This is a genomic window from Nonomuraea wenchangensis, from assembly GCF_900111685.1.
In the GTDB taxonomy this organism is placed as follows: Bacteria; Actinomycetota; Actinomycetes; order Streptosporangiales; family Streptosporangiaceae; genus Nonomuraea; species Nonomuraea wenchangensis.
This window is the reverse complement of sequence record NZ_FOHX01000025.1, coordinates 41798-61412: the sequence shown is the minus strand read 5'-3', so window position 1 is coordinate 61412 and position 19615 is coordinate 41798. Positions and strand designations below refer to the sequence as shown.

At 72.7% G+C, this 19615-nt stretch carries 21 protein-coding genes; 13 read left to right on the top strand and 8 right to left on the bottom strand.

The annotated features are described in order from the left end of the window. Window positions 1-30: 30 nt before the first annotated feature. Entirely contained in the window at window positions 31-1806 is a 1776-nt protein-coding gene (locus BMW85_RS44560; RefSeq protein ID WP_245775451.1) for an asparagine synthase-related protein, read from the top strand. On the opposite strand, the gene BMW85_RS44555 is transcribed toward BMW85_RS44560, so the two are convergent. Genes BMW85_RS44555 through BMW85_RS44545 form a run of 3 tightly spaced genes read right to left on the bottom strand, consistent with a single transcriptional unit; the run spans window position 1775 to window position 3848 of the window. Next, the gene (locus tag BMW85_RS44555) at window positions 1775-2323 is read right to left on the bottom strand and encodes a TIGR03086 family metal-binding protein (protein ID WP_091093674.1); all 549 of its coding nucleotides are present in this window, start codon (window positions 2321-2323) and stop codon (window positions 1775-1777) included. The genes BMW85_RS44560 and BMW85_RS44555 overlap by 32 nt on opposite strands. Then, the gene (locus BMW85_RS44550) at window positions 2320-2832 is read right to left on the bottom strand and encodes an isoprenylcysteine carboxyl methyltransferase family protein (RefSeq protein ID WP_177241202.1); all 513 of its coding nucleotides are present in this window, start codon (window positions 2830-2832) and stop codon (window positions 2320-2322) included. The genes BMW85_RS44555 and BMW85_RS44550 overlap by 4 nt, the downstream gene beginning before the upstream one ends. Further along, entirely contained in the window at window positions 2829-3848 is a 1020-nt protein-coding gene (locus BMW85_RS44545; protein ID WP_091093672.1) for a type III polyketide synthase, read from the bottom strand. Before BMW85_RS44545 ends, BMW85_RS44550 begins: the two co-directional genes overlap by 4 nt. Before the next feature lie 42 nt (window positions 3849-3890). Here BMW85_RS44545 and BMW85_RS44540 point away from each other — a divergent pair, with 42 nt between their 5' ends. The 3 genes from BMW85_RS44540 (at window position 3891) to BMW85_RS44530 (ending at window position 5746) form a co-directional block, all read left to right on the top strand. Next, the gene (locus BMW85_RS44540) at window positions 3891-4898 is read left to right on the top strand and encodes a helix-turn-helix domain-containing protein (RefSeq protein ID WP_091093671.1); all 1008 of its coding nucleotides are present in this window, start codon (window positions 3891-3893) and stop codon (window positions 4896-4898) included. Between the two features lie 36 nt (window positions 4899-4934). Beyond that, the gene (locus BMW85_RS44535; protein WP_091093669.1) at window positions 4935-5201 is read left to right on the top strand and encodes a hypothetical protein; all 267 of its coding nucleotides are present in this window, start codon (window positions 4935-4937) and stop codon (window positions 5199-5201) included. Between the two features lie 122 nt (window positions 5202-5323). Beyond that, window positions 5324-5746, top strand: a complete 423-nt coding sequence (locus BMW85_RS44530) for a VOC family protein (RefSeq protein WP_091093668.1) — start codon at window positions 5324-5326, stop codon at window positions 5744-5746. Window positions 5747-5753: 7 nt separating this feature from the next. Here BMW85_RS44530 and BMW85_RS44525 read toward each other — a convergent pair whose 3' ends face one another. Together BMW85_RS44525 and BMW85_RS44520 are read right to left on the bottom strand one after the other, a co-directional pair. Further along, complete coding sequence (locus tag BMW85_RS44525) at window positions 5754-6581, bottom strand: SAM-dependent methyltransferase (RefSeq protein ID WP_091093666.1); 828 nt, start codon at window positions 6579-6581, stop codon at window positions 5754-5756. Between the two features lie 37 nt (window positions 6582-6618). Beyond that, window positions 6619-7572 (bottom strand): GlxA family transcriptional regulator, encoded by a 954-nt coding sequence (locus BMW85_RS44520; RefSeq protein ID WP_245775450.1) that lies wholly within the window; start codon window positions 7570-7572, stop codon window positions 6619-6621. 71 nt (window positions 7573-7643) lie between these two features. Between BMW85_RS44520 and BMW85_RS44515 the strand changes: the two genes are divergently transcribed. Both BMW85_RS44515 and BMW85_RS44510 read left to right on the top strand, forming a co-directional pair. After that, complete coding sequence (locus BMW85_RS44515; RefSeq protein WP_091093663.1) at window positions 7644-8930, top strand: MFS transporter; 1287 nt, start codon at window positions 7644-7646, stop codon at window positions 8928-8930. After that, a complete protein-coding gene (locus BMW85_RS44510; protein WP_245775449.1) occupies window positions 8927-9586 on the top strand; it encodes a peptidyl-tRNA hydrolase in 660 nt (219 codons plus the stop codon). The genes BMW85_RS44515 and BMW85_RS44510 overlap by 4 nt, the downstream gene beginning before the upstream one ends. Here the strand turns inward: BMW85_RS44510 and BMW85_RS44505 are convergent. After that, the gene (locus tag BMW85_RS44505; RefSeq protein WP_245775448.1) at window positions 9576-10559 is read right to left on the bottom strand and encodes a DUF3616 domain-containing protein; all 984 of its coding nucleotides are present in this window, start codon (window positions 10557-10559) and stop codon (window positions 9576-9578) included. The two genes, BMW85_RS44510 and BMW85_RS44505, sit on opposite strands and share 11 nt — an antisense overlap. Window positions 10560-10660: 101 nt before the next feature. On the opposite strand from BMW85_RS44505, the gene BMW85_RS44500 reads away from it, so the two are divergent. The 6 genes from BMW85_RS44500 (at window position 10661) to BMW85_RS44475 (ending at window position 17246) form a co-directional block, all read left to right on the top strand. Continuing rightward, window positions 10661-11536, top strand: coding sequence for a hypothetical protein (locus BMW85_RS44500; RefSeq protein ID WP_143082618.1), 876 nt, complete (start codon window positions 10661-10663; stop codon window positions 11534-11536). 37 nt (window positions 11537-11573) lie between these two features. Continuing rightward, on the top strand, window positions 11574-13496 hold the full coding sequence (gene ftsH, locus BMW85_RS44495; protein ID WP_091093770.1) for an ATP-dependent zinc metalloprotease FtsH: 1923 nt from the start codon (window positions 11574-11576) through the stop codon (window positions 13494-13496). A gap of 109 nt (window positions 13497-13605) precedes the next feature. Next, window positions 13606-14193 (top strand): DUF937 domain-containing protein, encoded by a 588-nt coding sequence (locus tag BMW85_RS44490; RefSeq protein WP_091093656.1) that lies wholly within the window; start codon window positions 13606-13608, stop codon window positions 14191-14193. A gap of 26 nt (window positions 14194-14219) precedes the next feature. Next, complete coding sequence (locus tag BMW85_RS44485) at window positions 14220-14801, top strand: Maf family protein (RefSeq protein ID WP_091093655.1); 582 nt, start codon at window positions 14220-14222, stop codon at window positions 14799-14801. Window positions 14802-14811: 10 nt separating this feature from the next. Next, entirely contained in the window at window positions 14812-15573 is a 762-nt protein-coding gene (locus BMW85_RS44480; protein WP_245775447.1) for an EI24 domain-containing protein, read from the top strand. Window positions 15574-16118: 545 nt separating this feature from the next. Beyond that, on the top strand, window positions 16119-17246 hold the full coding sequence (locus tag BMW85_RS44475) for a DUF4192 domain-containing protein (RefSeq protein WP_091093652.1): 1128 nt from the start codon (window positions 16119-16121) through the stop codon (window positions 17244-17246). Window positions 17247-17448: 202 nt separating this feature from the next. On the opposite strand, the gene BMW85_RS44470 is transcribed toward BMW85_RS44475, so the two are convergent. Further along, window positions 17449-17793, bottom strand: a complete 345-nt coding sequence (locus tag BMW85_RS44470) for a hypothetical protein (protein ID WP_091093650.1) — start codon at window positions 17791-17793, stop codon at window positions 17449-17451. A gap of 160 nt (window positions 17794-17953) precedes the next feature. Between BMW85_RS44470 and BMW85_RS44465 the strand changes: the two genes are divergently transcribed. Beyond that, window positions 17954-18547 carry a DUF1707 and DUF4870 domain-containing protein gene (locus tag BMW85_RS44465; protein WP_245775446.1) on the top strand — a complete coding sequence of 198 codons (594 nt, stop codon included), beginning with the start codon at window positions 17954-17956 and terminating at the stop codon, window positions 18545-18547. Window positions 18548-18709: 162 nt separating this feature from the next. On the opposite strand, the gene BMW85_RS52240 is transcribed toward BMW85_RS44465, so the two are convergent. Continuing rightward, the gene (locus BMW85_RS52240; RefSeq protein ID WP_281249698.1) at window positions 18710-19450 is read right to left on the bottom strand and encodes a septal ring lytic transglycosylase RlpA family protein; all 741 of its coding nucleotides are present in this window, start codon (window positions 19448-19450) and stop codon (window positions 18710-18712) included. Window positions 19451-19615 lie beyond the last annotated feature (165 nt).

The following is a 19615-nucleotide window of genomic DNA, read 5'->3' as shown; positions in this document are numbered from 1 at the left end:
ATCGGCGCAAATGAGATAAATGTGACTGGCATGCGCGTCTACCTCGGTATAGCCGCCAAGCACGGGGAGATCCCCCTTCCTGCCCTGGAGAAGGCCCGCTCCGTCATCGAGCTCGCCTTCCCCGTGCCCCCGGACGTCATCCGCGGCCGGGAATGGCACGGCAGAGGCGTCTCCCTGCTCGGCTGGACCAACGAGCCCGACGACCTCCGTCTGCCGCCGCTGCTGTCCGAGCACGGTGGCCGGATCATCGGGCTGAACGGCCACCTGGCCGACCCCGCCGACGTCGCCCGGCTGCCCCGCGACCCCGGCGACCCGCTCGGCGGCTGCTTCTCCTCCTGGTACGCGCGCGACGGCGAGCTGGGCGCGAGCACCGCGATCAACCGGGTGTGCCCCGTCTTCCACGCCGAGACGCCCGACCTGCACCTCATCGGCAGCCGCGCCCTGCTCGTGCATCTGATGGCCCAGCCGGGCGACCGCGTCGAGCACGACGTCCTGGCGCTCCAGACGATGGTCAGGCAGGGGTTCTTCCTGTCGGACGAGACGCCGTACAAGGGGGTGTCGGCGCTGCGGCCGAGCACGCGCGTCGAGGTGCGCGACGGCCGGCGCGTGATCATCGAGACCCCGCTGCCGCAGGCGGCGCCGCCGCCGGCGAACCGCCGGGCCAAGCGGGCCGCCGTGGACGAGCTTGCCGACGCGCTGCTCGCCACCGTCGAGCCGCTGCGCTCCCTGGGCGAGCCGGTCAACCTGGCGCTGACCGGCGGGCGCGACACCCGCGTCCTGGCGGCGCTGCTGCACGCCGCGCGGGTGCCGTTCCGGGTGACGACGAACGGCCTCGACACGCACCCCGACGTGATCATCGCGCGGCGGATCGCCGCCGAGCTGAAGGTCGAGCACACGGTCATCGCGCCGCCGCAGACGGCCGCCAAGGACGCCGTGCTGGTGGAGCACCCGCTGGCCCGCGCCTGGGAGACGTTGCGCACGTGCGAGGGCATGACCTCGGCGTACGAGTCGATCGTGAGCTACCTGCCGTACTCCGGCAAGCCCACCATGTCCGGGCAGAGCGGCGAGACGCTGCGCGCGGGCAGCCTCAACCTCCTGCAGACCGACCTCGGCGACAAGGCCCTGCTGCGCCGCATCACCACGACCTTCTGCAAGGACGACAAGCTGTTCACCGCCGAGGCCAACGAGCACGCCCGCGAGCTGGCCCGCCCCTGGCAGGAGCGGCCCGACCGGCTGGAGGCCCTCGACCACATCTACATCTGGTACAAGGTCGGCCGGTGGCAGGCCAGCGCGCGGGCCGGCGCCCTGCGCCGCGGCGACCCGGTGCGGCCGTTCCTGGACAACCGGGTGGTGCGCGCGGCGCTCGCCCTCGACCAGCGCTGGCGGCTGTCGGAAGAGGTGATCTACCAGCTCGTCCTGCGCTTCGCGCCGCGCCTGCGTGACGTGCCGATCGAGGGCAAGCCGTGGCGCTTCGCGGAGGGCCTGACCCGGCGCCTGCCGTGGGCCCACGTCCCGCCGCCCGCCATGCCGACCGTGAAGACCGGCGGCGGCTGGAGCTGGCGGACCAGCCCCGGCCCCGCGCTCACGGACGTGCTGCGCCGGCAGGTGCTCGGCAGCCTCGACGCGCTCGCGCCCATCGTGAACCCGGACGAGGCGCGGGCCCTGTTCGCCGACCCTGTGGTCAAGAAGCCCGCGCTCGCCTGGCACCTCTACACCGTCAGCGCCCTGCTCACCGGGCTCTACCCCGGCAAGCAGCCCGAGGGGCTGGAGCCGATCACGGTCTCCAGGCCGGATCCCGGCCGATGAGGCCGAGGAACCTCTCCAGCGCGGGCGCGTCCTGCGGCACGGCGACCTCCTCGCCGAACGCGCCCCGCGCCCGGCCGATCGGCGCCATGTCCCTGGCGAAGGCGAGCAGCCTGGCGGCGGTCGCCTCCTCCACCTCGTAGCCGCGGCCGGTCGCACGGGAGAGGTCCCAGCCGTGGGCGACCAGGTCGGTGAGCGCCATGTGGGCGATGACCGTGCGCGGCAGCCCGCCCATGGCCTCGCTGACGCCCTCCCACGACTCCGGCTTGTCCCAGGCGATCAGCATGCGCTCGGCCCGCTCCGGGAAGTCGCCGGTGTAGTCCTTCTGCGGCGGGAACCCGCCACCGCCCGCGACCGACTCGAACAGGGAGACGGCCCACTCCATATGGTTGACCAGCCCCCTGACGTCGAACTCCGAGCACGGCGTGGGCCGGCCGAGCTCCTCCTCGGGAACGCTGGTGACCAGGTCGGCGGTGCGCTGGGCGGCCCCGCGCAGCATCGGCAGCAACTCTTCTCTCATGAGCTACAGGATGCCAGCGCCCGGTCCTCCTCCGTGATCCGAATCGTCAGAAGGACCGCGTTGGCCGCGGTGAAGACCAGCGCGGTGAGCCAGGCGGTGTGGACGAGCGGCAGCGCCACCCCCTCCGCCACGACGGCCACGTAGTTGGGGTGCCGCACCCACCGGTACGGCCCGCCGCTCACCAGCGGCAGCCCCGGCACCACGACCACCCGCGTGTTCCACTGACGCCCCAGCGTCGCGACGCACCACCAGCGCAGCGCCTGCGCGAGCAGCACCACGGCCAGCATCGGCCAGCCCAGCGCCGGCACGAACGGCCGGTCGAGCAGCCACACCTCGGCCGGCGCGGCCACCAGGAGCGCCACGTGCGCCGCCACGATCCAGGGGTAGTGGCCCCTGCCGTGCTCGACGCCGCCCCGCGCACGCGCCCACGCCAGGTTGCGCCGGGCCACGACCAGCTCGGCCAGCCGTTCCATGACGACCAGCCCGATCAGCACCAGGTAGGCGCTCACCAGTGCAGCAGGAGCAGCTCGGCGGAGAAGCCCGGCCCCAGGGCCATCAGCACCGCGGGCGCCCCCGGCCGGCCGCGCGTCTCCTGCAGCACGTTGAGCACCGACACGGACGACAGGTTGCCGTGCCGGCGCAGCGAGCGCCAGGTCACCTCGACCGCCTTCGGCGGCAGGCCCAGCGTCTCCACGATCTTCTCGATGACCTTGGGGCCGCCGGGGTGGCAGATCCAGGTGCCCACCTGGTCGGGGGTCAGGCCGTAGTCGGCGAGGAAGGCCCGGATGTCGCCCGCCAGCACCTCCTCGACGAAATCGGTCAGGTCGGCGTCCAGGACGATGCGGAAGCCGTGGTCGCCGACCTCCCAGCCCATCAGGTGCTCGGTGCCGGGGTAGAGCCGGCTGCGGGTCGCCACGACCTCCGGCCCCCGTCCGCGCCCAGTCGCCACGACGGCCCCCGCGGCGTCGCCGAACAGGCCGCTCGCCACGAGGTTCGCGATCGAGGTGTCGTCCCGCTGGATGGTGAGCGAGCACAGCTCCAGGCACACCAGGGCCGCGACGTGGTCCGGCCAGCCGCGCAGGTAGTCGTACAGGCGGGACAGGCCCGACGCCCCGGCCGCGCACCCCAGCCCGAACACCGGCAGCCGCTTGACGTCAGGCCGCAGCCCCATGCGTTTGGCCAGCCGCGCGTCCAGCGAGGGCGTGGCCAGGCCCGTGGTCGAGCAGAACAGCAGGTGATCGACCCTCTTCGGCTCCACGCCCGCCTGGTCGAGCGCGGCCGTCAGCGCCCGCTCGGTCAGGTCGAGGCCGACCTCCACGTACGCGTCGTTGGCGCGGCCGAAGGAGTCGAGCTTGGCGTAGTCCTCCAGCGGGAGCGCCAGACTGCGGCCCGTCACGCCGGTCGCCTCGTGGAAGCGCCGCAGGAGGTCCTCGTCGCAGTGGGTCAGACGGGCGAACGCCTCGGTGATCTCCGCCTGCTCGTAGCGGTGATCGGGGAGAACCGTCTGTACCGCCGAGATATGCATGCACTTCCTCTGCCGCTGGAGGAGCCCGGCTAACATGCGCTCATGCTCCTCCCCGACCCGGCCCGGCCGCACCGGGTCGCCGCGCTGGCCTTCGACGGGATGGCGCCGTTCGAGCTGGGCTGCGTGGTGGAGCTGTTCGGGCTGCCACGGCCCGAGCTGGCCGAGTACGGCGTCCCCTGGTACGACCTCAGGGTGTGCGCGGCGTCCCCGGAGCCGCTGCGCGTGGTGGGCGGATTCACCATGAGCGCCGAGCACGGCCTCGACGTGCTGGCCGAGGCCGACACGGTGATCGTCCCCGGGGTGGCGGACGTGCGCGGGCCGGTGCCTGCCCCGCTCGTGGCGGCGCTGCGCCGGGCGCACGGGCGTGGCGCGCGGCTGGTGTCGATCTGCTCGGGCGCCTTCGCGCTGGCCGCCGCCGGGCTGCTCGACGGCCGCCCGGCCACCACCCACTGGAGGTACGCGGCCCTGCTCCAGGAACGCTTCCCCGCCGTCCGGGTCAACCCCTCGGTCCTGTACGTGGACGACGGCGACGTGCTGACCAGCGCGGGCAGCGCCGCGGGGCTCGACCTGCTGATCCACCTCGTCCGCACCGACCACGGCCCGCGCGTCGCCAACGCCGTCGCCCGCCGCCTGGTCGTGCCGCCGCACCGGGAGGGCGGGCAGGCCCAGTTCATCGAGGCGGCGGTCACGCCGGTCGGCGGCGACGACGCGGTGGCGCGGGCGATGGCGTGGGCCATGGAGCACCTGGCCCGGCCGATCACGGTGGCCGACCTGGCGCGGGTGGCGACCATGTCGCAGCGCTCGTTCATCAGGCACTTCCACCGGCGGACCGGCACCAGCCCGCTGCGGTGGGTGATCGCGCAGCGGGTGGCGGCCAGCCTGCCGATGCTGGAGTCCACGGGGGCGCCGGTGGAGGAGATCGGGGCGGCGGTGGGGTTCGAGAGCGCGGTGACGTTCCGGCGGCACTTCGCCAGGGCCATGCGGACGTCGCCGTCCGCCTACCGCAGGGCGTTCGCCGTCACCGGGGGCGAGACCGCCCGCTCTCTATAGGTGGCGATATCGAACTGGCGTTCGTATAATGGTGACATGGATCTCACGCCGAAGGAACTTCCCGAGCTCTGGCGGCCGCCGATCGTTCTTCGCGCCGGCGCGGCGCGCTATCTGCTCGCCTGGGGTGACGACGCCGCGGGCGAACGTTGGGGTTTCCTGCTGTGGCCGCCGCGGGCGCGGCCGGCGGACGACGGCGTCGCGCACGAGGGGCAGGCGCGCTGGGTGCCGTGGGAGGACATCCGCCCGGTCGCGGGCGAGGACTACAGCACCGTTCCGGTGGCGGACGCGCTGCTGCTGCTGTGAGGCGGGTGGGGTCACGGCGGGAAGAGGACACAACCTGGCCGCTTCGGCTGGCACGGTGGTCATCGAGCGGGCCGGGAAAGCGCCCGCTCGCTGACCACCGTCTGACAGCGCAAGGAGCGATCATGTCCGTCGACGCCGTGACCCACCTCAACTTCCGTGGCGACGCCCGCGAGGCGCTCGCCTTCTACCAGTCCGTGTTCGGCGGCGACGTGGTCGCCGTCACCTACCAGGACGCCGGGAACGTCCAGGACCCGGCCGAGGCCGGCCAGGTCATGTGGGGCCAGGTGAGCGCGCCCAACGGGTTCCGCGTGATGGCCTACGACGTGCCGTCGGGCCAGCCGTGGGACCAGGGCCAGAACGCGTTCTTCCTCTCGCTGCGCGGCCAGGACGCCGCCGAGGTGACCGCCTACTGGGAGAAGCTCGCCGTCGGGGCGAGCGTGCTGCGGCCGTTCGGGCCCGCCGAGTGGGCGGCGCTCTACGGCATGCTGAAGGACCGTTTCGGCGTCACCTGGGTGGTGGACGTGGTCGGCCCGCAGGCCGCGTGAGAAGGGGCTAGGCCGGGACGCGGCCGACGCCGGCCAGGATGCCGGACCTCACGTAGTCGTGCTCCCCGCCGGGCGCGCCGTCCGGCGTCCAGTCGGCGACCGGCACCACGCCGGGCCCGACCAGCTCCAGCCCGTCGAAGAAGGCCGCGATCTGGTCGTGGCCGCGCCGCACGAGGCCGCCGGAGGGCGTGTTCGCGTACACCTGGCGTCCGGCCAGCACGGCGTCCTCGCCGGCGTCGCCCGCGTACAGGTGGGACAGCACGAGGTGCCCGCCCGGGCGCAGCCGCTCCCGCACCCGCGCCGCGATGCGTCCGGCCTCGGCGTCGTCGGGGACGAAGTGCAGCACGGCGACCATCAGGACGGCGAACGGCCGCGACAGGTCCAGGTGCCCGGCCACGCGCGGGTCGTCGAAGATCGCGTCCGCGTCCTTGAGGTCGCCCTGCACCACGATCACGTCGGGGTCCGTGGCGAGCAGGGCGCGGGCGTGGGTGAGGACGATCGGATCGTTGTCCACGTAGACGACCCGCGAGCCCGGCCCGTGCCGCCGCGCGACCTGGTGGACGTTGTCCTGTGTGGGCAGCCCTGCGCCGATGTCCAGGAACTGACGCACGCCCGCCTCGGCCAGCATGCGCACCGCCCGGCCGAGGAAGGCGCGGTTGGCGAGGGCGATCTCGCGGGCGTCGTTGCCGAGCCGCCGGCCGAGCTCGATCATCTTCTCGGCGGCCTCGCGGTCCACGGCGAAGTTGTCCCGGCCGCCGAGGTAGTAGTCGTACATGCGGGCGACGCTCGGCACGTTGGGGTCGATCCCGGCCGGCACGCGGTCCGTCTCGGTCATGTCCCGACTTTAGGTGGAACGCGGACGCGGCGGTAGATCACACCCGCCGGAACGTGTGCCGGTACGCCAGCGGCGCCACCCCCACCGCCGCGTGCAGGTGCTGGCGCAGCGAGACCGCCGTGCCGAACCCGGCCCGCCTCGCCACCTCCTCCACCCCGAGATCGGTGGTCTCCAGCAGGTGCCTGGCGTGCTGCACCCGCTGGGCGGCCAGCCATCTGGCCGGGCTCACCCCGGTCTCCTCGCGGAAGCGCCGGGTGAAGGTGCGTACGCTCATCCTGGCGTGCCCGGCGAGGGCGTTGAGGTCGAGCGGGCGGTCGAGGTGGGCGAGCATCCACTCCCGGGTCGCGCCCAGGCCGCCGGCCGGCTCGTGCGGCAACGGACGCTCGACGTACTGCGCCTGGCCGCCCTCCCGCCACGGCGGCATCACGCACCGGCGGGCGGTGCGGTTGGCCACCTCGCTGCCGTGGTCGCGCCGGATGACGTGCAGGCACAGGTCCATGCCCGCGGCCACGCCGGCCGAGGTCAGCACGTCGCCGTCGTCCACGAACAGGACGTCGGGGTCCAGCTTCACCTGCGGGAACAGCTCCGCGAACCGGGGCGCCTCCCGCCAGTGCGTGGTGGCCGGACGGCCGTCGAGTAGCCCGGCCGCGGCCAGCACGAACGCCCCCGTGCAGATCGACATCACCCGCGGCCGGCCGCGCAGGGCGGCGCGCAGCCCGGCGGAGAGCGTGCCGTCCTTGAGCACCCGGCCCGCGTGGATGCCGGGCACGAGGACGGTGTCGGCTGTGTCGAGCACGTCGAGGTCGTGGTCGGGCTGGACGCTGTAGCCCGCCGAGCAGCGCACCGGCCGGCGGCCCTCGGAGCAGGTCACGACCTCGTACAGTTTCTCGCCGCCGGGGGTCTCGGCGGCCCAGAAGACCTGGCCGGGGATGCCGAAGTCGAGCGGGGCGAAGTGGTTGAGCGCGACCACGGCGATACGATGACGGCGCATGGCCGGATTCTTGCACATATTGGCTTTCCGGCCACTCGTCCCCTCATTGGCAGAACCCCCAGGATTGCCGCATGACCTCCAGCACCACCCCCGCCCGCGCCCCCGTCGCCGGGCCGATCCGCCGCGGCCCGCACCGCGCCTGGTACGTGGCGGCCGTCGCCTTCGTGGCGATCCTGGGCGCGGCCGGGTTCCGGGCCACGCCGGGCGTGCTGATCACGCCGCTGCGCGCGGAGTTCGGCTGGTCCACCGGCACCGTCTCGCTGGCGGTGTCGGTCAACCTGGTCCTGTACGGCCTCACCGCCCCCTTCGCCGCCGCGCTCATGGACCGGTTCGGCATGCGCCGCGTGGTCGCGCTGGCCCTGCTGCTGATCGCGGCGGGCAGCGGGCTGACCGTGTTCATGACGGCGAGCTGGCATCTCCTGCTGTTCTGGGGCATCTTCGTCGGGCTCGGAACCGGCTCGATGGCGCTGGTGTTCGCCGCGACCGTGGTGGACCGCTGGTTCGTCAGGCACCGGGGGCTGGTCACCGGCATCCTCACGGCGGCCGGCGCGACCGGGCAGCTCGTCTTCCTGCCCGTTCTCGCCTGGCTGGCCGAGGGTCCCGGCTGGCGCTGGGCCTCGATCGCGGTCGCCGGGGCGGCGCTGGCGGTGGTGCCGTTCGTGTGGTGGCTGCTGCGCGACCGCCCCGAGGACATCGGAACGACGGCGCTCGGCGCGGAGCCGGGCCAGGAACGCCCGGCCCCCGGCAGCGGCAACGCGGCGCTCCGCGCGCTCGCCGTGCTCGGCCGGGCGGCACGCACGCGCCCGTTCTGGCTGCTGGCGGGCGGCTTCGCGATCTGCGGCGCGAGCACGAACGGCCTGGTCGGCACCCACTTCATCCCCGCCGCCCACGACCACGGCATGGCCGAGCCCGTCGCGGCCGGGCTGCTCGCCGTCATCGGGATCTTCGACATCGCCGGCACCGTCGCCTCGGGCTGGCTGAGCGACAGGATCGACCCGAAGGTGCTGCTCGGCCTCTACTACGGGCTGCGCGGGCTGTCGCTGATGGTGCTGCCCAGCCTGTTCGCGGCCACGACCGAGCCCAGCATGCTGATCTTCATCATCTTCTACGGCCTGGACTGGGTGGCGACCGTGCCGCCCACCGTGGCGCTGTGCCGCCGCATCTACGGCGCGGACGGGGCCGTGGTGTTCGGCTGGGTGTTCGCCTCCCACCAGGTGGGGGCCGCGTTCGCCGCCGTCGCCGCCGGGCTCACCCGCGACCACCTCGGCGCCTACGACCTCGCCTGGTACGCGGCGGGCGCGCTCTGCCTCCTCGCCGCCGGCATGTCCCTGGCGATCAGGCATGCTAGGACCCGATGAACGAAGAGTTGTACGTGCTGCCGCTGGTCGTCAGGATCGAGCGGGCCACGCCCCCCGAACGCACCGACGCGCTGGAGGCCGCCGCCATGGCGGTGCTCGGCCTGCTCGACGACCCGGGGGAGTGGGCCGCCGAGCTGCACGCCTGGCAGTCCACCGGGAAGATCCGCAAGGTCGTGCGCAGGGCGCGCGGCGCCGAGTGGCGGCGGGCCGTGGCGCTGCCCGGCCGTACGGTCGAGCACCGCACGGCCGAGGTCCGCGTCCATCCGCCGGTGCCGCTGGACGACTGGCCGCGCGACCTCGCCCGGCTGCAGGTCGGGGGCACCGAGCTGAGCGACGCCCACGAGCCGCCGCCCGCCGTCCCCCCGGTCCTGTGGGCCAACCCCGGCCTGGAGATGACCGCGGGCAAGGCCATGGCGCAGGCCGGGCACGCGGCCCAGCTCGCCTGGTGGGCCAGCGACGCCGCCGGGCGCGCGGCCTGGCGGGCCGCCGGGCTGGCCGTCTCGGTCCGTACGGCCCCGGCGCGGGACGACTTCGACGCCATGGTCGCGGCCGGGCTGCCGGTCGTGCGCGACGCCGGGTTCACCGAGATCGAGCCGGGCTCGTGCACGTTCGTCGCCGACGCGCCCTGGCTCCGGGGCCGGGTCGCTAGATCGTGAAGACGTCGGCCAGCACGCCGCCGGCCGGGGTGATCCGGGCCGGCGACGGGCTGTCGTAGACGACCATCAGCCGGCCGTCGGCCAGCCGCGCCAGCCCCTCGGGATGGTCGCAGCCGGCCCCGTACGGCAGGTCCATGACGACCTCCAGCTCGCCCGCGGGCACCACGCCCGACCGCCGCCCCGGCCACCAGCGCCGCACGTGCACCGGGCCGTCGAGCGCCATGGACGGGCCGGTGAGCATCAGCAGTCCGCAGTCGTCCGGGTCGCCGTCCGGGTCGCCGTCGGGGCACAGGTCCCGCACGCCGAGCCCGCCGAGGTCGAGGAAGTGCTTGCGGTACGGCTCGCGCAGCCGCAGCCGCCCCCGTCCCGTCTCCTCCAGCCGCAGCTCCAGCACCACCGCCCAGCCGCGCAGCACCGGGCCGCGCAGCCCGAGGTAGACCCGCTCGCCCACCACGGCGATGCCCTCGACGTCGAGGCCGTTGTCCTTGCCGGGAATCGCCAGGAACGGCCCGAGATGCGGGTCCTCGCGCAGGTGCGCCGCGAGGCCGCGTTCCCCGGACAGCACCGCCCCCGCGCCGGGCTCCTCGCCGTGCAGCGGCAGCCGGGCGAGGATGTAGCGGTTCTCCTCCCTGACCAGGGTGGCCAGGCGGGCGGCGGCCTTGGCCGGGTCCTTCGACTTGACCCGCCTGCGCTTGAGGCTGTGCGAGCCGACCACCCACAGGTGCCCACCGGCCCGCGCCATGCCCTCGATGTCGGCCTCGTCGTCGGGGCCTGCGGGCAGGTCGATGTAGTCCGCCAGGCGGAACGTGCGCTGGTCGCCGAAGTGGTCGCCGGTCCAGGCCAGATGCTCGAAGGAGGCGGTCTCGTCGCCGGCCACCCAGACGCCGTGGGGGCTCTGGCGGAGCGCCGAGAGGTTCGTATGGGTCTGGGACGCCCGCGAGGCGTGATCGAAGCGGAGCTCCACCTGTTGCACGACGTCATGATTGCACTTCGGTCGCATCACATACGTAATGGCGGGATATGTCGTACGCTCCCGTCGTGCTCGATGGGGAAGATGAGATCAAGGGTTCCCGTGTGAGAACCGCGACCAAGCCCAGAACCCTTACCTCTCCGCCCGAACGCTCCCGCATCGGTGACATCCGTATGCGGGTGGTGTACCGGGGCCTCGCCGTGGCCGCCGCCGTCGCGGCGGCCGCCGTGGCGGTGGTCGTGGTGCTCCCGTCGGAGCCGGACGGGGTCGTCGCGGGGCCGGTAACCGCGCCGCCGGCCGCGCAGCCCTCGTCCGGCCCCTCCGCGGAGGCGTCGGTGTCCGTGTCCGCGTCGGCGTCCGCGTCGGCGTCACCGTCGGAGACCGTGACCCCGGCCGCGCCCGCCGCCCAGGTCACGCCGACGCCCGGCACGTCCCTGGCCCCCGGCTACACCGCCATGGAGGCCCTGTACGCCGACCCCCGCGTCCCCGAGCTGACCGCGAAGGTCAAGCGCATGCGGCTCCCGGCCCCCTCCCGCCGGGTGACCAAGGACCGGCGGAGCGGCCTCGCCGTGCCGAAGCTGCCGAAGCCCTGGAAGACGTACGGGCCGGCGCCGTTCACCACCAGGCAGGTGCTGCCGCGGCTGCGCGGCGGCACGGTACGGGGCATGTTCGTCACCTGCCCGCTGCCGATCATGGAGCAGAAGTCGCCGCGCGACAGTGCGCTGCTCGCCGCCCGCTGGACGCTCAACCATCACCCGAAGGGCGCCCGCATCACCTGGCTGGCCTCGCAGCCGGTCAGGCACGGCTGGATGCTCGTCTACCGGGTCACGTACGGCAAGCGCTCCTCGCGCGCGGCGGTGGTCGTGGTGGACGGGGGAATGTCCAAGCCGGGTTTGGCGTTCGTGACAGTGCCTGACGCGCAGCGCAAGCAGTGGAGCGACATCGCCCGCGTGGCCTCGGGGGTGCGTGTTCTAGGCTAGAAGGATCATGGTGGCGGCGACGTGGGGAGTGGACGCCGTGGAACGCTCTGGACCGCCGCAGGCACCAGGCAAGGGCAAGGGCAAGCCGCCCTGGCGCTCTGAGGGCCTGCCCGGCACGCCCGGCGGCCGGCCCAAGATCAATTGGTGGCGGTTTGTCGTCACGCTGCTGGTCGTGTACGCGGGCTTCTTCGTCGTGTCGTCGTTCGTCGACAACGAGTCGGTGGAGACCATCTCGTACACCGAGTTCACCACCCAGGTCGACGCCAAGAACGTCAAGGACATCTCCGCCCAGGGCCTGTCGGTCGAGGGCGACCTGAGGAGCGCGGCGAAGAACCCCGACGGCGGCGCCACGTACACGAGGTTCTCCACCGAGATCCCCGCCTTCGCCAACACCGACCAGCTCGACCAGCAGCTCCGCAGCGGCCAGGTGGAGATCACCTCCAAGCCGCTCACCCGCGGCTTCTTCTCCAACCTGCTGCTGTCGCTGCTGCCCGTGCTGCTGCTGGCCGGCCTGTGGATCTGGATCATGCGGCGCGGCGCCAGCATGATGGGCGGCGGCGGGCTCGGCGGCCTCGGCAAGTCCAAGGCGGCCAAGCCGGTCGAGGCCGGGCAGGTGCGGGTCACCTTCGACGACGTCGCCGGCATCGACGAGGTCGAGAACGAGCTGGTCGAGATCGTCGACTACCTCAAGGACCCGGGCAAATACCGCCGGCTCGGCGCCAAGCTGCCCAAGGGCGTGCTGCTCGCCGGCCCGCCCGGCACCGGCAAGACGCTGCTGGCCAGGGCCGTCGCGGGCGAGGCCAAGGTCCCCTACTTCTCCGCCTCCGCCTCCGAGTTCATCGAGATGATCGTCGGCGTGGGCGCCTCGCGCGTACGCGACCTGTTCGAGGAGGCGCGCAAGGTGGCGCCGTCGATCGTGTTCATCGACGAGATCGACGCCATCGGCCGGGCCAGGGGCGGCGCGGGCGGCATCGGCGGCCACGACGAGCGCGAGCAGACGCTCAACCAGATCCTCACCGAGATGGACGGCTTCTCCGGGGCCGAGGGCGTCATCGTCATCGGCGCCACCAACCGTCCCGAGATCCTCGACCCGGCGCTGCTGCGCCCCGGCCGGTTCGACCGGACCGTGCAGGTGGGGCTGCCGGACGCCGCCGGGCGCACCGCGATCCTCGGCGTGCACACCCGCGGCGTCCCGCTGGACGCCGAGGTCAGCCTCGACCAGCTCGCCAAGACCACGCCCGGCATGACCGGCGCCGACCTGGCCAACCTCGTCAACGAGTCGGCCCTGCTCGCCGCCAAGCGCGGCAAGGAGAAGGTCACCAGATCCGACTTCACCGACGCGCTGGAGAAGCTGCAGCTCGGCGCGGCCCGCAGCATCGTGATGCCGGAGGAGGAGCGCACCCGCACCGCCTACCACGAGGCCGGTCACGCGCTGCTCGGCATGCTCCAGCCCGGCGCCGACCCGGTCAGGAAGATCTCGATCATCCCGCGCGGGCGCGCGCTCGGCGTGACGCTGTCCACCCCCGACACCGACCGCTACGCCTACGACGAGCAATACCTCCGCGGCCGCATCACCGGCGCGCTCGGCGGCATGGCGGCCGAGCAGGTCATCTACGGCGTCATCACCACCGGCGCCGAGAACGACCTCGAACAGGTCACCATGATCGCCCGGGGCATGGTCGGCCGCTGGGGCATGTCGGAGAAGGTCGGCCCGCTCACCATCCTGCCCAACGACGGCTCGCAGCCGCAGGCCAGCGCCGCCACCCTCGCCACCGTGGACGAGGAGGCGCGGCGCATCGTGGAGCAGTGCTACGAGCGCGCGGTCCAGGTGCTCACCGACAACCGCGACAAGCTGGAGGCGATCGTGGCGGCGCTGCTGGAGCACGAGACGCTGGACGAGGCCGACGCGTACGCCGCGGCCGGTCTGGCCAGCCAGTCGAAGGCCGACGTCACCTCCTGATTTTTCCCGAGAATTAGCACAAAGCGGGCATTGTGCGGCGGTTGTCGGGCGGTGTCATGGGCACCTGTAGCGTCAGGAGCCTTCGAGCGCCGAGGATCGGAGGAGAGCCGTGACGCCGTACGACGAACTCCTCGACCAGCAGCTGCTCGACCAACTCGGCCGGCCGGGCGTGGAGCAGACCGCCGCCATGCTCGGCACCGACGAGGACAAGGCCCGCGACATCGTCCAGGCCGTCACCGGCATCGTCATCGGCGGCCTCGCCCGCAACGTGCAGTACCCCGACGGGGCCGACGCCCTGCGCGGCGCGCTGGAGGACCACGTCGACGCCGACCCCTTCGACGGCGACGTGGCCTCGCTCACCCGCGACGGCCACAGCATCCTCGGCCACGTGCTCGGCGGGCAGGGCACCGAGGCGGCGGCGACCGGGCTGGGGCGGCTGTTCGGCGTCGACACCGGCGCCATGATGAAGCTGCTGCCGCTGATCGCCCCCATGGTGATGTACCTCCTGGCCACCCGGGCCGACGGCCGCGACCTCGACGCGGACGCCCTGGTCGACGAGCTCGAACGCGAGCGCGCCGCCCTGCCCGACGCGCGCCGCGAACTCCTCGACGAACTGCTCGACCACATCTTCGGCCCCGGCCCCGGCCGTCCCGGGATCTACGGCGGACTGCCCGGAACGTCCCTTCCCGACTGGTGACCGGTCGCGACCGGTAGGCTTGTCCGGTGATCGTTCTGGCTTCCGCCTCTCCCGCCCGCCTGGCCCTGCTGCGCCACGCCGGCCTCGACCCCAAGGTGATCGTCAGCGGGGTCGACGAGGACGCCTACACCGCGCACAGCCCGGCCGCGCTCAGCCTCGTGCTGGCGAGGGCCAAGGCCGAGGCCGTCGCGGACGGGCTCGACCAGGGCGTGGTCATCGGCTGCGACTCCATCCTGGAGCTCGACGGCCGCCCCTACGGCAAGCCGGCCTCCGCGGAGGAGGTCGTGGAGCGGTGGCGGATCATGCGTGGCCGCACCGGCCGCCTCGTGACCGGCCACTGCGTCATCGACGTCGCCGCCGGACGGCAGGTCGCCGAGGTGGCGACCACCGTGGTGCGCTTCGGGCAGCCGTCCGACGAGGAGATCGCCGCCTACGCCGCCACCGGCGAACCGCTCGGACTGGCCGGGGCGTTCAGCATCGAGGGGCGCGGCGGCTGGTTCGTCGAGGGCATCGACGGCGACCACGGCAACGTGCTCGGCCTGTCGCTGCCGCTGCTGCGCGACCTGCTCGCCGAGCTCGGCTACGCGGTGACGGCGTTCTGGCGCTAGCCTGCCGGACATGCGATCATTGCGCGACTTCTCGGCCGGAATCGGCTTCTTTCTCAAGGGGTTCGGCTGGGTGGCCAGGAACGGCCGGTGGTGGGGCTTCGGGCTCATCCCCGCGCTCATCGCGTTCGCCGTCTACGTGGTGGCGCTGATCTTCCTGGGCATGTACGCGTTCGAGCTGGCCGAGTTCCTGACCCCGTTCGCCGACGCCTGGAGCTGGCAGGGCGTCTTCCGCACCCTGGTCGGGATCGTGCTGTTCGCCGGCGGGCTGGCGCTCGCGGTGGTGACGTTCACCGCGGTCACCCTCGCCATCGGCGAGCCGTTCTACGAGCGGCTGTCGGCGGCGGCCGACCCGCTGGACGACGAGATCGAGCAGCCGTGGTGGCGCACCCTGCCGCGCTCGATCAGGGACAGCCTGGTGACGCTCTGCTACGTGCTGCTGTTCACCCTGCCGCTGTTCGTGCTGGGGTTCGTGCCGGTGCTGGGGCAGACCGTGGTGCCCGTGCTGGGGGCGGCGGTGTCCGGGTTCTTCCTGACCGTCGAGCTCACGACGCTGGCGCTGGAGCGGCGGGGCGTGGCGCGCAAGGAACGTTTCCGGCTGCTGCGCGCCAACATGGGCGTGACGCTGGGGTTCGGGGTGGCGGTGTTCGTCCTGTTCCTGGTGCCGTTCGTGGCGGTGATCGCCATGCCGGCGGCGGTGGCCGGCGCCGCCTTCCTGGTCCGCCACCACATCGCCCCCACCATCCAGGCCCCCCACCCCCCGACCACCCCCTGACCCGCCACCCGCTCCCCGCCCCGCATCCACCGGTCACCCTCTGATCCGCGTCCATGGTCCTCGGGGGATCCGCACCCGCTGGCTGCTCCTCGGCCAGGAGCCATCGGTCACCCCCCTGGTCTGTGCCTGCTGGCTGCTGCTCGGCCCGTAGCGGTCGGTCGCCCTCTGGTCTGTGCCCGCTGGCTGCACCTTGCCGGGAACGGCCGATCACCATCTGACCGCACCTGCTGGCTGCTCCTTGGCCCGTAGCCGTCGGTCACCCTCTGGTCCGCGCTCACAGGCCGCCCTTGCCTGCACCCGTCGGTCACCCTCTGGTCGGCGACCGGGGGGCAGCCTTGACCCCGCAGCCACCGGTTGCGCCCAGCGTCGTGCCCATCCGCCGGCCCCGAGCACCCCACCCTCATCCGATGGGTCGCTCAAGTGGCCGGGCGGGCGCCACCACCTGTGCGGGCGTTGTCCACAGGGCGGCCCGTCGCCCGCACGCTTATCCCCAGAATCGGCTTCGGCTCATTCCAGGCCCGCGCTTCCGGGCACCCTGACGGTCCATGACGACCAACACCTCCCCGCCCTCGCCCCCGCCCCCCTTCACCCCTCCTTCGACCCCCGCTTCCACTTCACCGTTCCTCACCCTCACCAGCCCGTCGGACATCCTGGCCGCCGTCCCCTATCTCGTCGGCTTCCACCCCTCCAACAGCCTGGTCGCGGTGGGTTTGGAGCACGGCCGGGCCGTGATGGTGGTCCGCTGGGACCTCCCCCTGTCCTCGGGCACCCTCGACGCCCTGGAGACCATGTTCAGACGGGAAAAGGTGACCGAGATGGTCGCCATCGGCTACGGCCCCGGAAAGGCCGTCACCCCCGCCATGGACGAGGTCAGGCGGGTGGCGGCGCGCGCCGGGGTCCGCGTAGGAGAGGCACTGCGGGCCGACGCCGGCCGCTACTGGTCCTACGTCTGCGCCCTCCCGTCCTGCTGCCCCGCCGAGGGCACCCCGTACGACCCCGGGAGCAGCCGCATCGCCGCCGAGGCCACGGTGCACGGCCTGGTCGCCCTGCCCGATCGCGAGACCCTCGAACGCACCCTCGCCCCGGTCACGGGCCCGGTCCGGCTGGCGATGCGCCGCGCCACGTCCGGCGCGGCCGGCGAGGTCAAGGCCGCGCTGGCGGCGGCCACCAACCTCGACGCCTTCACCCGCGCCTTCGTGGCGGAGGGCCTGTCCCGCGTCCGCAAAGCCCTGGCTACCCATGAGGAGGGCGGGCGGCTCACCGACCTGGAGGCCGCCAGGCTGGGCCTCGACCTCGCGCTGGTCCGGATCCGCGACGAGGCATGGACGCTCATGGACGAGTCCCACGTGGCGCTGTGGAAAGACCTGACCCGCCGCTTGGAGCCGCGCTTCGCACCACCTGCGGCGTCCCTGCTGGCGATGGCGGCTTGGCGGTCGGGCGACAACATCCTGGCCACCGTCGCCCTCGAACGCGCCCTGGCCATCGACCCTGGCTACTCGATGGCCAACCTGCTCATGCACGCGCTCCAGAATCTGCTCTCACCCGCGATCCTGCGCGACCGCATGCCGACCCCCGCCGAGCTCGACACGGCCATGGGCGCCGCCCACGCGGGCTGGCTCCTGCCTCTGTCGGGCCTCCTGCTGGACGACGAAACCCCCGTCCCAGGAGATTGAGCGTCGCTCCAGTGACGAGCGGCGGCGGAAAACAAGTGGGGGACACCTGAGCGTGCGCCGAGAAGCACACCTCACAAGGGTCGATCCCGGCCCGTGTCGCCCCTCGTGACATCCCGAATCCTGAAATCAGCCGATGCCCGAGCACACCGCCGAAACCACGACGTCGAAACCATGCCGCCCAAACCGGGCCGGGCGACCGTGACTAGAGTGAGCCTTCTTCGCGGCGGCGGCGTTCGTTGAATGCCCGCATGCGGGGCGGATATCCGGTGAGCTGGACGTCGTACACCGGCAGTGCCAGATCACGGGCGACCTTGTGAATCACGGCGGGAGAGCCGACACGGCGCCTGGTCCACTCGCCGTCGTCGGCGACGGCGACGGCGGTCGTGTCGGTGGCGAACGTTTCCGGCTCGACGTAGAACTCGACGCCGCGCCGGGAACGGGCGAATGCGATCAACGCCTCGATGTCGGCGTCTGTCGCCTCACGGTCGAACTTCGCGATCTTCGGGCCGCGCCATCGACGAAGGCCATACCGGTCTCGCCATCTCATAGGTCCTTTTTATATCGTCTGGCGCTTTCGCGCGTAGGAGAAATGATCTTTTCAGGGGGCGATCTCGGGGACAGCTCCGGGTTTCTCCTGATGGCAGTTGCCCGTTCGGCCAAGCAGTATGGAAGACATCACCGATCACTGAAGGAGAGGCATGGCGACTATGGCTGGGGTACCGACAACCCCCGGGCCGGGACAGGTGCCGCCAGCTCACCTGCGCGTCACCAACCAGGACCGAGAGCATGTGGTCGAGCACGTCAAAGCGGCGTACGCGGAGGGCCGGTTCGACAAGCTCGAGTTCGACGACCGGCTTGAGCGGGCGATGACGGCACGCACCCACGGCGACCTGATGCCCATCATGACCGAGCTGTACGGCACGCAGGCGGTGCCCCGGCTCGCTCCGCGACCTGCCCCCACCTACCCGGGGCGGCCGGCTGGGTCCGTGGAGGGCAACGAACGCCTCGGCGCCGCGGCCGGTCATCTGCTCCTGGCCCTGGGCTTCCCGATCGTCGGCCCGCTGATCCTGCTGCTCGCCGCGGGCAAGACGTCGCCGTACATCCGGCGGCACGCCGTGGAGGCGCTCAACTTCGGGCTGACGGTGGTCGGGGCGTCGATCCTGCTCCCGCTCACGGTCATCGGCGTGGTGCTGGTGCCCGTGATCTGGGTGGCGGCGTTCGTCCTCGCGATCGTCGCCGGCGTCAACTCCCTGACCGATGGCGACTACCGCTACCCGCTGACGGTCCGCCTGGTCAAATAGCCGAAGCTTCCCAGACCCACGCCGCCGTAGCTCACGCGCCGGTCCGGGTGCTTGCCCGTACCGGTTGAGGGCGGGGCGGTCGTAGGTGCCCCGCCGGCGGCGTGCTGCTTCGCAGGCTGTCCTCGGGGGGTTCGCACGTACAGGGGGGTGCGGAGGGCGGGGTCAGCGGGCCAGGACCTGGTACTTCACGTGCATCACGCCGGCGTTCGTGTTGCCGATGGCGGAGAAGGCGGCGGCGGACAGGTCGAGGCAGCGACCGCCGATGTACGGGCCACGGTCGTTGATGCGGACGGTGACCGATTTGCCGTTGTTCGGGTTGATCACCCGGACCTTGCTGCCCAGGGGGAGGGTCTTATGGGCGGCCGTCATGGCGGACGGGTTGAATCGCTCGCCGCTGGCGGTCATCTGGGGCTCGTCGTAGTACGAGGCGCCGCAGGAGCCGGAGGAGAGGACCTTCGCCTTGGGCTTCTTGGCGACGGACTTGGCCGGCTTGGGGGTGGCGGGCTGTGTCGGCTTGGGGGGCTGTGACGGCTTGCCGCTGGACGCGCTCGGCGCCGTCGCCGACGGTGAGGCGCCCACTGCCTCCGCGTCCTGCGGGGTCGTGCTCTGCGGGGTGGGGGTTCGGGGGGAGGCGGGGTTCGGGTTGGCGGCGGCCGGTGGCCTCGGGGCCGGGGAGAGAGGCTTCGGGTTCGACTGGCGGCCCGCCTCGTTCGTGGTCCTCGCCGCGCCTGCGCCGGTCTCGGCGAGGGGCTTGGCGGCGGTCGCGGTGCGCTTGGCGGGTTCGTCGTCGGCCAGCGCCGCGTAAGCGGAGGCCGAGGCGGTGGCGATGACGGCGGCACCCGCTGCGACGGCGGTCCAGCGGCGCCTGCCGGTGAGGAACGGCTTGTGGGAATGCTGGCCCAAGGTAAACCACGGTCCTGGCTAGGGTAGGGAAGGGAAAGGCCGGTCCGGCGGGGGTGGGGGCGTACGGCGGCCGTTTCCGTCGGCGCGGCGGGGGATGCCGCGCGGTGAGGACGAACATACGGGACAAACAGCCAGTAAAGACAAGTTAATCCCTAATCTAGTGAC

Excerpts from the sequence above, each read along its gene's own strand:
- BMW85_RS44520 (WP_245775450.1), bottom strand. The coding sequence starts at position 7,572 with ATGCGCCGTCATCGTATCGCCGTGGTCGCGCTCAACCACTTCGCCCCG.
- BMW85_RS44480 (WP_245775447.1), top strand. The coding sequence starts at position 14,812 with ATGCGATCATTGCGCGACTTCTCGGCCGGAATCGGCTTCTTTCTCAAG.
- BMW85_RS44535 (WP_091093669.1), top strand. The coding sequence starts at position 4,935 with ATGGATCTCACGCCGAAGGAACTTCCCGAGCTCTGGCGGCCGCCGATC.
- BMW85_RS44465 (WP_245775446.1), top strand. The coding sequence starts at position 17,954 with ATGGCTGGGGTACCGACAACCCCCGGGCCGGGACAGGTGCCGCCAGCT.
- BMW85_RS44555 (WP_091093674.1), bottom strand. The coding sequence starts at position 2,323 with ATGAGAGAAGAGTTGCTGCCGATGCTGCGCGGGGCCGCCCAGCGCACC.
- BMW85_RS44560 (WP_245775451.1), top strand. The coding sequence starts at position 31 with ATGCGCGTCTACCTCGGTATAGCCGCCAAGCACGGGGAGATCCCCCTT.
- BMW85_RS44540 (WP_091093671.1), top strand. The coding sequence starts at position 3,891 with ATGCTCCTCCCCGACCCGGCCCGGCCGCACCGGGTCGCCGCGCTGGCC.
- BMW85_RS44515 (WP_091093663.1), top strand. The coding sequence starts at position 7,644 with ATGACCTCCAGCACCACCCCCGCCCGCGCCCCCGTCGCCGGGCCGATC.
- BMW85_RS44475 (WP_091093652.1), top strand. The coding sequence starts at position 16,119 with ATGACGACCAACACCTCCCCGCCCTCGCCCCCGCCCCCCTTCACCCCT.
- BMW85_RS44470 (WP_091093650.1), bottom strand. The coding sequence starts at position 17,793 with ATGAGATGGCGAGACCGGTATGGCCTTCGTCGATGGCGCGGCCCGAAG.
- BMW85_RS44525 (WP_091093666.1), bottom strand. The coding sequence starts at position 6,581 with ATGACCGAGACGGACCGCGTGCCGGCCGGGATCGACCCCAACGTGCCG.
- BMW85_RS44530 (WP_091093668.1), top strand. The coding sequence starts at position 5,324 with ATGTCCGTCGACGCCGTGACCCACCTCAACTTCCGTGGCGACGCCCGC.
- BMW85_RS44545 (WP_091093672.1), bottom strand. The coding sequence starts at position 3,848 with ATGCATATCTCGGCGGTACAGACGGTTCTCCCCGATCACCGCTACGAG.
- BMW85_RS44510 (WP_245775449.1), top strand. The coding sequence starts at position 8,927 with ATGAACGAAGAGTTGTACGTGCTGCCGCTGGTCGTCAGGATCGAGCGG.